Raw genomic sequence first — 10,710 nt, 5'->3', positions numbered from 1 at the left:
TTATACTTTTCACCAAAAAAATCGTCATTGGAACCAATTCAAAGACCATAAGAGAAAGCCTTGGTTCACAGAACCAAGGCTTTCTCGACAATCTGAGTACAATGCCATTTAGCATTGTACTTTTTCTTGAGTTAACGAACAGATCCTCCATCAATGACGAGTTCATCACCCGTAACAAAACGAGATTCGTCAGAGGCGAAATAGAGAGCGCCAAATGCAATGTCGCTCGCTTCGCCGTAATGTGGGGGCAGGGGAACGACGTCGCGATTACGTTCTTGGATGGTTTCTTGGCGCTTACCCATAATTGGTGTTTTAATTGGTCCTGGGAAAATCGTGTTTACACGGATATTGTCTTTAGCAAAGTGATTTGCTGCATGGTTCGAAAGTGCACGAACAGCACCTTTTGATGCACTATAGGCGGTACCATTACCACTCGCAGCACCACTACCAGTCAAAGCAGCTAGACTAGCTATATTTACAATTGAACCTTTGCCGTTTGTTTGCATGTGGGGAATGATCTCACGCATTCCTAAGAAAACGCTCGTTGCGTTCGTGTCCATCATGCGCTTATAATCATCCAGCGACGTTTCTAATAGTTTATCAGGAACATGGATTCCAGCATTATTGACGAGTATATCGATCGTTTTATAGTTCTCAATTACTGAAGAGACGACATGCTTCCAGTCCTCTTCGGAGGTCACATCGAGCGTCATGAATGGTACATGAGGGACTTCATCATGAAGAGTTTTTTGCTGTACATCGGTTGCAATGACGGTTGCACCTTCTTTACTAAATTGCTTTACGATCCCTAAGCCAATCCCACTTGTTCCACCTGTAACGAGTGCAACTTTGTTTTGTAATCGTGTCAACGTGTTCATCACCTCAACTAAACGTAATGGACGTTAATTACCCGTAATAACGTAACGACAAACGTATTCGTTACTCACGTGAACGTCGTTTTAAATGAAGCGATTTTATTTGCTCGCTTAGCTCGAGTACAGGACCATCAACATTTGCTTTGACTAACACGTCTTGAATAGCTAATGGCTTCAAGTTACTTGATTTTTGTCCCCATTCTTTTCGCCATTCTCTTAGCTGTACACTAGAGCTTGCATAGACGATTCGACCTAACCCAGCAAGACCGTGTGCGGAAGCACACATTGGACAGTGCTCTCCAGAGGTGTACACCGTTGCGTGATGACGTTCTAATTCACTTAAATGAATCGAGGCAAATTGAGCGATCGCAAATTCAGGATGTTTTGTCGGATCGCCACTTGAAATTTTATTATAATCTTCAAACAAAATGTCACCATTTTCCGATACGAGTAGTGAACCAAAGGGTTCGTTTCCTTCTTCTAATGCGATCGCTGTGAGTTCCACACACCGTTCTAAATACGTATAATCTTGTTTAGTGATCATAAAGACATCTCCTTTTGAAGTTCTTTGGGTTGCTTATATAAAGTTATGGTAAAATAAACCGTCATCAAAGTTATCTAACTATCATTGGAGGGAGAAGTTTGCAACGCTTGTATTATGCAATTATCCTGAGTATGGTCTTTATCGGATTGGCGTTAGAATCGACTCTCTTATTATCGCTATGTGGAATTCTAAGTCTACCGATGCTTGTTTATTCATTTTATCAGAGTAATCGACTCTTTAAAGGAATGGGGCTTGCTTTTTTACTTGGAGGAGCGTTGTTATTACCGTTTAGTACGATTTCTATCAATGAATTACCGCAATTGTTTTCAAGTAATTTGACGCTTGTTGTATTTGTAGCGATCGTACCGCTCATGCAAGCGGCAATTGAAACCCTCTATTATGACCGAAACGTGAACGCTTGGCTTTTTACACGTGCAACCCATACTCGAAACGTTGAAAACCGCGCTTTGTTAACGACTTATGGGTTTGTCCCATTTATGAATTTCTCAATTTTACCTTTGTTACAAAACACGTTAAATGACCATCTTTCTGAACTGCCAAAAAAGACACGAAATAGCATCATTAGCAAATCAACACTTCGTGCTTACGCGTTAGCCCTCGTTTGGATGCCTATGGAAATTATGGTCGTAACCGCGATCGGGTTAACAGGGGAGAGCTATTTCTCATTGCTACCTTATTTATTGTTATTGTCCGTTACGATGACAATCATTGAACTGATCCGACCTCGCGTATTAAAAGGGACAAGTCTTAATCAAATTAATACGTACACGAGTGAAAATGGAAGGTCAAAAGGTTCACTCATAACGGCTGTTGTCGTCTTTTTACTTCTCGTTACATTAATCGGAGAGTGGTTACAACTTTCATTTTTGCTAACGGTAATCTTACTTATTCCATTGTTTTCGTTTACTTGGACGTTACTCTTTGGCAAAGCAAAACCCTTTATAGCAAACGGACAAAGTGCGTTAGGGAAACAACTGAAAACGGGGATTCATCCGTTCCTTGTACTATTTATGTCACTCGGTTGGTTTACAGGTATTTTAAATCAAACCGAATTACTAACAATCGTACAAGAACCTTTACGGGCATTTGAAGAGCATCCGTACGTCTTACTGTTGTTAATCCCATTAAGTTTTTATTCCTTAGCACTAATCGGAATTCACCCGATTGCATCAATGGTTTTAGTTCATGAAATCGTGTCACCGATCTTACAACCAGGCATGCCAATCGAACTTACCGTTATGTATATCGTGAGTGCATTAGCAACGTTTACGATGTCTCCTTATGGAATTGTCGTGACGATGACCGCCCGCCATACGAACCAAAATCCATACCGAATTATGCTTACGAATTTACCATTTGCGTTGCTGTTTGCAGTCATTGCTGTAGGGTTATTGATCCTCATTCCTTAAATTTAAACACACATAGCAATGTTCTATGTGTGTTTTTTTGGTGCGTATTAATGTAACACAATATCTATTTTGTTACATTAGAATAGATCTATGAAGAACAAAGAGAACCGTTGTTATGATCAGGCATTTGGAACGTTTACAGTTAAATCCTAATGTAACATATTGCGTTCACATTACTTCTAAGGTAATCTGAATAGAGGAGGCGATTTTATGGAGAAGAGAGAAGTAGCTCCGTATGTTTATTTAACCGATGAACAATACGAACGCCTACATGAACGTTACGGCAAAGACCATCTAGAAAAGCGAATTCAGCAGCTTTCTAAAAAGAAACAAAACGGTGAAAAGCCACTTGAACTGAGTGATTATCATTCCTTACGAACAAAGGGGATGCAGCTTGTTGAACCAATTCGTAATCGCGATGATATCCAGTTAATGAAACGTATATTAAAGCGCGATAGTTTACGGAACTATTTTTTGTTTTCCCTCGGTTTGAATACAGGAATGCGGATTAGTGATTTTATCAGTTTACGTGTGAGCGACGTTTTAAACCGTAAACATATTGAAGTCATTGAGAAGAAAACCGGGAAGACACGCCGGTTTAAGGTGAACTTTGAGCTGCAACAAGACATTCACGAATATGTTGAAGGAATGGCGAGCACAGAGTACTTGTTTCCATCTAAGAAGACGAAAGAGCCGATTAGTCGTGTACAGGCGTATCGTATTCTTAGAAAAGCAGCTGATCGTGCTGGTCTTCAGAGTATCGGAACGCACAGTATGCGGAAAAGCTTAGGTTATCACTTTTACAATCAAACAAAAGATGTTGCGATCTTACAAGAAATCTTTAACCATTCGACACCGCAAATTACAAAACGTTATATTGGGATTCGGCAAGATGAAATTGACGAGAGTTTGGATGATTTTTACCTATGAGCGAATTTGCAAATTAGATGGATGAACACCCGTGGGTGTCGATCTAATTTGCAAATTTAAGCTCATGATTGATTATTTTGAATTTTATTCAGGGATTCAATTAACTCGCCTTGAACAGTTGTAGTTATGAAAGCTAACTTCTTTGTCTCATCCAATAAAAGTGAATACAAAAAGTATCAATAGTTTAAAACAAATCTAATGGTTGTGATGTTGATGATCATCTATTTCTGGAACCCTGCTAGGTGGTTCTGTACCAGGTTCAACCACAACAAATTGTCCCATCATACCTCTGTCTTCGTGCATCAAGATGTGACAGTGATACATATAGGGAAACTCGGGATCGACATAGTCTTCAAAACGTGCGATGATTCGGACACTGCTTGTTGGCGGAATGAAAACTGTGTCTTTCCACCCTCTAAGATGTTCCGGTGGATCTTTCCCGTCAATGTCAAGTATGGCAAAATGGATAAGATGCGTGTGGAAGTTGTGGTAAACACCACCTCCCTCATGGCTAATTTCCCAAATTTCAGTCGTATCTTTGGTCGCTGCAAAGTCAATGCGGTTCATGTCCATAGGTTCATTATTGATCCAGCCGGTTCCTGATAGTTCGAATTTCCTTGTGTGGACGGCATTCGTTTCTTCCGGCCAATCGATGTCTACCAGCTTCGAAGGCAGGGGCTCTGAATCAACGAGTTGCTCATTGCCACGAATAGTTAATATGTCGAAAGTATCATTTCCACCATTAAATCGCTGTTCCCAAAAGTTCAACCCATTTATATTCGGCTCAAAGCTACGTAATATAAGATCATCTTCGGGTTCAATCTCGACGACTATCTCCGCTCGCTCACCGGGTGAAAGCAATAATCTATTGAGATAAATTGGCTCTTCAAGGAGTCCAGTGTCAGTTCCAATTAACGTATAGGAACGATTGTCATTGAAACCCAAATTATAAAGACGTGCATTAGAAGCGTTCAATACACGGAAACGAACAAGACTCGATGTTGCCTCAAAGGAAGGGCCATGCGTACCGTTGACCAGAATCTCATCACCGAGAATACCGACATTTCCAAAAATTGATTTGTCAAAGTTAAGTGAACCGTCGTTATTGAATTTTTTATCTTGGATAATGAGAGGTATATCATCGACACCATACGTATCGGGAAGTTCCAAATCCTCTAAATCAGGGTCATCCAAAATAAACATTCCTGCTGCCCCGCGGTAAACATGTTCTGCTGTAACACCGTGTGGATGCGGATGGAACCATAAGGTTGCTGCTGGTTGATTAATGGTCCACGTAGGAGACCATGTATCACCTGGTTCAATCATTTGATGTGGTCCTCCGTCCATAGCAGCAGGAAGGTGCATGCCATGCCAGTGCAAACTGGTGTCCTCTTCAACGTCATTGTCCACATTGATTAACACCTCATCCCCCCGTGTGGCGCGCAAAGTCGGGGAGAGGTAAGGACCATTGAGCCCCCATGTCTCCGTTCGCTGCCCCTCGATGAACTCAATCTCACCAGCGGTAAAAGTGAGGTCGAACACTTTACGTCCTTGATCATCAGTAGTCGGTTCAAGCAGCTCCGGAATAGCAAGCGGGTTTTCAAATGTTAACTCTCCTAGATTGGAGTGCTTTGCTTCATTAAACATCCAAACCATAAATCCGCCTCCACCAAGAACAACTACAACACTGGTAATGGTAATGAATAAAATAAGTTTTCGATAGTTTAGCATACGTTAGAAACCTCCGCATCATGGTCTTTATCGTTTATTTCGCTACAACCAATTGTTCATCCTTCATTATTTGATTTTGTTGATTAAATCTACTGAAAGCCACCCAGCTAAGCACAAGAACGCTTGCAATAATTATTGTTCTAACAGTACTAAGGTTAGCCCACAGATCCGCACGGTCTTTCAACTCTTGTGAAAAAGGAGCAGAAGGATCAGTCATTGTAAATACATTAAGTTCCGGGATAAAATACAGAAAAGTAGGAATCCTTAGCGTAATATACAATCCCACAATAGCGAGTACTATGTGTCTCACTCTTTTTTCTTTCCAGCATAGGATCAAAACAGTGACTATGAAAACTTGAGCAAGCATATGAAGTGGAATCCAATAATGTTCAACTGGCAGGGCATAAGGTTCTTGAAGAATAGCAAAAGATGCTGGAGGATAAGCACTCCATTGCGAAGCGACTACAACGCCTTCATAAATCGCTCCACCCAACTCCAAGCCAATCAATGTGATCAAACAGATTAAAGCAACATGAGTTAATTTGCGTTTCATCATAGATCTCTCCCTTTTGAATAGAATTATGACGTCAACCTATCTAAGATAGTTTAACTATCATTGTTAGGTTATGCGATAAATGTTATACTGTCAACTGAACTTTCGAAATTTTTTAGTTGGTTTTACAAAGGAGGAATTGCTGTTGTCCAAACAGAACGATGCACATCATAAAATGGTTGATCAAGCTAAAATCGTACGTATAGCTTTGGAAATTCTTCAAGAAGAGGGGTATAAAAGTATAACAATCAGAAAGATTGCAGAGAAGTTAGGAATTAAAAGCGCATCCCTTTATTGGCATATAAAAAATAAAAATGAATTGCTCGAATTAGTTGCAGATGAAATATGTAAGGAAATTAAGTTTCCTGATACAAATGCAATGTGGGACAAACAATTAATGCAAATCGCATTTGAATGGCGAGAAAGGCTCTTATCCATTCGAGATTCCGCTGTTGTGCTATCCGAAACAGCCCCAACGACCCCTCATCGCATACAATTAATTGAAACGATTCATACCATCTTTAAAAACGCTGGGATGAGTAATGAGGATACTTTTTCATCCTTGTGGTTTTTTAATACCTACACGATTTCATTCATTTTGGATGAATACAGATTTATTGAAATTTCAAAAAAAGGGTCCAGTATGCCTGACACTGGGCAACCTCCAGCATTAAATTTGTCTATTCCTGATATGGATAAAGAATTTCATTTCGGAATGGAAATTATGATCACAGGCTTAAAGGCTAAAATAGGCCTATAATGAAAGGGGAATCCGTAAGATCCTGTTTCATTATTCCTCGATGTTCTATAAAAAAAACAAATGAAATATTATTCTTATTTGCCTTCGAACGTCTTCATAATAGGTTCCCAACTCTCAAATCGCTTTAGTACCCCAGTATGTCTCAATCTTTTTTTTTAATAATTTAATTTAGTTATAAAGTCATGAAACGGTAACGAACTATGACATAGTTTTCGTTACTAAAGAATGTACTTGTAGGTAAATGGTTGACTTCTTATTAAAAATACTCCGAAAATAGTAGAGGGAATCATACTTAGGAGGCGTTTTCTAAATGGGCAGTCAGCAGGATCAATTGTATGAAGATTTAACACAATTAAGAACGAAACAAATCGTTGATACGCTTTCACATGCTGAAAAGCAGAAATTACAAACTGTTATTTACGATATTGAACAACTGTTAGAAAAACAATATAAGAAAAAGTTCGACCTTAATCAAATGCAAGAAGAGAGTTGGGTAAGCATCCACGCATTTCGTAATTTCTCATTTCAAGATGTAACACCTAAAAAAACCTTCATGGATATTCTATTGAGCCGGCCGCAATTTCCTTGCTACAGTGTTAATGTCGAAGATGAAGATTGGGAAGTGAATTATTTACAATTCCCAAACGCGATGAAGTTGAAAATAATGTTTGAAAAAGAAGGGTTCGTATTCTCGGACGTCCTTCCAGGATTCATGGACTACTTTTATAGTAACCAATTGTCTAAAGAAGACAAAGAACAAATGGAGCGATTGCCCGATCCTACATGGTGTCTTTCGAAAGTAGATGAGATTGAAGGGCTAGACGAGATCTTAAAAAGTACGAATTCAGAATTACATGATATGGTTCTTTGGCTCAAGGAAATGTGGCATAAAGACTATCAGCTCTTTATTGATTACGACGAAGCGATGACGATTACGATTTCCTAAGTAAACGTCATTGAGATAATCCCTGAACGGTAAGCATTTTGTTCATGTGTTGAAGTGAAATAGCTTACGAGGGACTTATCAAACGAAGCGTTTGTTATAGAACAACTTGGACCGTCTGACAAGCAGATATTTCGCCATATCAGGATAGGTACATATGATTTGAGATTACACGGACATCGATGAAACGAGAGGAATTTTACTTAGGAGGCGTTTTAATTAATGAGTATAGAATCCGAACAAATCTATCAAGAATTACTTCGATTAAGAATGAATCAAGTGAATGGGAAGCTTTCAGACGAAGAACAACAAAAGCTTGATACTGCTTTGAGCAGTGTTGAACAACGGATTGAGGAAAAATATGGTAAGGAGGTCGATTACAACAAAGCCCAAGAAGAGAGATGGGTTAGTTTTCATGCCTATCGTAACTATACTCTTCAAAAATTCGAACCATCAAGAAGCTTACTAGATGTAATCCTAAGAAGACCAGCGTCAGCGCCAGAGATCGAAGATTATTTTATATCCTTCGACGATGAAGGTTATCAAGAAGAAACGCTACAATATTATAATGTTTTAAAGTTATCTTATTTATTAGAGGAGCAAGGAATGACGTGTACGTTTTCTGAGCTTATTCCAGGTACGGCTATCGAGTATTTAATCAATGAAGTAAGGTTAGACCAAGAAGACGTATTGGAGCGATTGCAAAATCCGAAACCTCAATGGTCCCTTGAGAAGCTTGAACAATTAAGTGGTCTAGAGGACGAATTGGAAGGTGACCGAGAATTACAAGACATGGTCATTTGGTTAAAGGAAATGTGGCGTAATGATTATCAAGTAATCGCTGATTATGATATCGCACTAAAGTTAAGAGTTCCTGAAGAGTAATCGTAGAGTTTCAAAAAGATATATTGAAATTAGAAGAGTGAAATCTCTAAAGCAGGCGTATTCCGATGAAGTGTGAATACGTCTGCTTTTTGTTGGGCAAAAATGCAACTATACAGTAAATACGCGTTAAATGAGGGAATGATCGATGGAAAATGTCATGCATTTTACGAGTAGGGATGATGCGATTATGTATTTTCGTTACCATTTCGGGTTCTCGCATTTCAAGCTTTTAGAAATCAACAATCATGACGGTGCTCCAAATACGTATCGTTTAATGGTGGATTGTGAGAAGTATGCAGAATTTATAAATGAGCAATTCGGAAATAGTGAAGAAAGTCATCAGTTAGGTGAGCGCTTTTTGCACATTTGGGATGAAGGCACGGTCATGATCTCTACAAGTTAAACAATCCCCCGTAAATGGGGGGATCATCATTATTTCGATAAAAACGGATAGTCAATATAACCTTCTTTTCCTCCGCCGTAAAATGACGTTTTATCTGGCTCATTAAATGGTGCGTCTTGCTTTAGTCGTTCAACAAAATCTGGGTTTGCCAATGCCCATGCACCAACTGGAGCAACATCTGCGAGTCCGGCATCAATGTCTTTACTTAGTTCTTCTAATGGTCTGCCTGCTCGGTTGACTAACAGTGGGTTTGGCCAAAGTGAACGAATTTCTTTTAAGAATTCGTCATTGCCAACATGCATCACGTGCAAGTAAGCGAGGTTCATTTTTGCTAATTCTTTAACGAGATAACGATAGACATCAGGTCCTTGTGAGCCTTCGTCAATGCCCCCGAGAGGAACTCCTGGAGAAATGCGAAACCCTGTCTTATCTGCACCGATTTCTTCAACTACCGCTTTTGTTACTTCTAGTGCAAAGCGAGCATGATCTTCAACTGTGTTGCCATATTCATCAGCACGAACGTTTGAGTTTTCTCCGATAAACTGGTGAATAAGGTAACCGTTTGCGCCGTGGATCTCAACGCCGTCTGCGCCTGCTTCAATCGCAGTTTTTGCTGCATGACGGAATTCTTGAATGACCTCTTTAATATCCTCGCTTGAGAGTTCTCGTGGAGCTGGAATGTCTTGCATTCCTTTAGCTGTAAAGATTTGCTCACCTGGAGCAACGGCCGACGGTGCAACGGCTTGACGGTGGTGTGGTGTGTTTTCTGGGTGAGCGACACGTCCAGCGTGCATTAATTGAATAAAAAGATAGCCGCCTTTTTCATGGACTTGATCGGCAACGTTTTTCCACCCTTTTACATGCTCCGAAGAGTAGATCCCAGGAGATAAAAGATAGCCTTGGCCGTCAGCGGAAGGTTGTGTCCCCTCACTAATCAGTAACCCTAATGATGCGCGTTGACTGTAGTATTCTGCAGCCATTTCTGGGGGCGTGCCGTCTTCTAACGCACGACTCCTCGTCATTGGTGCCATCGCCAGACGATGAGGTAAGGTCATATTTCCTACTTTAATTTCTTTCCATAAGTTATTCATCTGCTTGACTCCTTTTGTGTAGTTACACTGCATTGCGCTTAGTGTTTGTTTTTCACAATAATTTATAATGAAGTGAGCTTACCGTTATTATTCATCATTGTTGTCAATTATGTAAGTAGGCACTATTATATTACATAGGAACATTTTACGTACTTATTGATTTACTAGGTGATTGCGACAGATGTTGACGATGTGGGGTGAAACTGATGAACGAATATCAAGATTTAGAACAAGCGTTGAACGTGTTTGTCGGCAAATGGAAACCGATTATTATTTATCATTTAACGAATGATGGAACGAAACGGTATAGTGACTTGCAACGATCCATTCCCGAAATTACGAAACGGATGTTAACGTTAAAATTGAGAGAACTTGAAGAGAGTGGGATTGTTTCAAGGAAAGTGTATAATCAAGTTCCACCGAAAGTGGAATATTCAATGACCGAGTATGGTCTTACGTTGCATCCATTATTAGTGAAAATGAATGACTGGGGCGAAGGACACCGACGTCCAGAAGATCATCTAGACCAAGATGAGCATACGAACGAGGCGTGTAAGGCACTCAC

11 protein-coding genes and 1 pseudogene are annotated in these 10,710 nt (G+C 39.8%); 7 read left to right on the top strand and 5 right to left on the bottom strand.

The window, feature by feature from the left end:
• Window positions 1-131 precede the first annotated feature (131 nt).
• Together JOD17_RS09080 and JOD17_RS09075 are read right to left on the bottom strand one after the other, a co-directional pair.
• Window positions 132-869, bottom strand: a complete 738-nt coding sequence (locus JOD17_RS09080; protein ID WP_204697147.1) for an SDR family NAD(P)-dependent oxidoreductase — start codon at window positions 867-869, stop codon at window positions 132-134.
• Between the two features lie 70 nt (window positions 870-939).
• Entirely contained in the window at window positions 940-1,419 is a 480-nt protein-coding gene (locus JOD17_RS09075) for a nucleoside deaminase (protein ID WP_204697145.1), read from the bottom strand.
• Window positions 1,420-1,517: 98 nt separating this feature from the next.
• Here JOD17_RS09075 and JOD17_RS09070 point away from each other — a divergent pair, with 98 nt between their 5' ends.
• Window positions 1,518-2,849: a hypothetical protein gene (locus tag JOD17_RS09070; protein WP_204697143.1), complete on the top strand. Its 1,332-nt coding sequence runs from the start codon at window positions 1,518-1,520 to the stop codon at window positions 2,847-2,849.
• 387 nt (window positions 2,850-3,236) lie between these two features.
• Complete coding sequence (locus tag JOD17_RS09065) at window positions 3,237-3,779, top strand: site-specific integrase (protein ID WP_204697189.1); 543 nt, start codon at window positions 3,237-3,239, stop codon at window positions 3,777-3,779.
• Window positions 3,780-3,974: 195 nt separating this feature from the next.
• Here the strand turns inward: JOD17_RS09065 and JOD17_RS09060 are convergent, their stop codons facing one another.
• Window positions 3,975-5,510 (bottom strand): multicopper oxidase family protein, encoded by a 1,536-nt coding sequence (locus JOD17_RS09060; protein WP_204697141.1) that lies wholly within the window; start codon window positions 5,508-5,510, stop codon window positions 3,975-3,977.
• A gap of 34 nt (window positions 5,511-5,544) precedes the next feature.
• A complete protein-coding gene (locus tag JOD17_RS09055; RefSeq protein ID WP_204697140.1) occupies window positions 5,545-6,063 on the bottom strand; it encodes a hypothetical protein in 519 nt (172 codons plus the stop codon).
• 145 nt (window positions 6,064-6,208) lie between these two features.
• Here JOD17_RS09055 and JOD17_RS09050 point away from each other — a divergent pair, with 145 nt between their 5' ends.
• From JOD17_RS09050 to JOD17_RS09035, 4 genes are all read left to right on the top strand, one after another.
• Entirely contained in the window at window positions 6,209-6,823 is a 615-nt protein-coding gene (locus JOD17_RS09050; protein WP_204697138.1) for a TetR/AcrR family transcriptional regulator C-terminal domain-containing protein, read from the top strand.
• A gap of 310 nt (window positions 6,824-7,133) precedes the next feature.
• A complete protein-coding gene (locus tag JOD17_RS09045; protein WP_204697136.1) occupies window positions 7,134-7,769 on the top strand; it encodes a hypothetical protein in 636 nt (211 codons plus the stop codon).
• Between the two features lie 219 nt (window positions 7,770-7,988).
• Window positions 7,989-8,651, top strand: a complete 663-nt coding sequence (locus JOD17_RS09040) for a hypothetical protein (protein ID WP_204697134.1) — start codon at window positions 7,989-7,991, stop codon at window positions 8,649-8,651.
• Between the two features lie 145 nt (window positions 8,652-8,796).
• On the top strand, window positions 8,797-9,054 hold the full coding sequence (locus JOD17_RS09035; RefSeq protein ID WP_204697132.1) for a hypothetical protein: 258 nt from the start codon (window positions 8,797-8,799) through the stop codon (window positions 9,052-9,054).
• A gap of 29 nt (window positions 9,055-9,083) precedes the next feature.
• Here the strand turns inward: JOD17_RS09035 and JOD17_RS09030 are convergent, their stop codons facing one another.
• On the bottom strand, window positions 9,084-10,145 hold the full coding sequence (locus JOD17_RS09030) for an alkene reductase (RefSeq protein ID WP_204697130.1): 1,062 nt from the start codon (window positions 10,143-10,145) through the stop codon (window positions 9,084-9,086).
• Between the two features lie 206 nt (window positions 10,146-10,351).
• On the opposite strand from JOD17_RS09030, the pseudogene JOD17_RS21835 reads away from it, so the two are divergent.
• Window positions 10,352-10,675, top strand: a pseudogene (locus JOD17_RS21835) (winged helix-turn-helix transcriptional regulator); the annotation flags it as partial.
• Window positions 10,676-10,710 lie beyond the last annotated feature (35 nt).

Source organism: Geomicrobium sediminis (assembly GCF_016908595.1).
GTDB classification, from domain to species: domain Bacteria; phylum Bacillota; class Bacilli; order Bacillales; family Marinococcaceae; genus Geomicrobium_A; species Geomicrobium_A sediminis.
This window is presented reverse-complemented; position numbering and strand designations above follow the sequence as displayed.

Coding starts and splice junctions, on each gene's coding strand:
- JOD17_RS09075 (WP_204697145.1), bottom strand. CDS start 1,419: ATGATCACTAAACAAGATTATACGTATTTAGAACGGTGTGTGGAACTC.
- JOD17_RS09065 (WP_204697189.1), top strand. CDS start 3,237: ATGCAGCTTGTTGAACCAATTCGTAATCGCGATGATATCCAGTTAATG.
- JOD17_RS09035 (WP_204697132.1), top strand. CDS start 8,797: ATGGAAAATGTCATGCATTTTACGAGTAGGGATGATGCGATTATGTAT.
- JOD17_RS09040 (WP_204697134.1), top strand. CDS start 7,989: ATGAGTATAGAATCCGAACAAATCTATCAAGAATTACTTCGATTAAGA.
- JOD17_RS09055 (WP_204697140.1), bottom strand. CDS start 6,063: ATGAAACGCAAATTAACTCATGTTGCTTTAATCTGTTTGATCACATTG.
- JOD17_RS09045 (WP_204697136.1), top strand. CDS start 7,134: ATGGGCAGTCAGCAGGATCAATTGTATGAAGATTTAACACAATTAAGA.
- JOD17_RS09060 (WP_204697141.1), bottom strand. CDS start 5,510: ATGCTAAACTATCGAAAACTTATTTTATTCATTACCATTACCAGTGTT.
- JOD17_RS09030 (WP_204697130.1), bottom strand. CDS start 10,145: ATGAATAACTTATGGAAAGAAATTAAAGTAGGAAATATGACCTTACCT.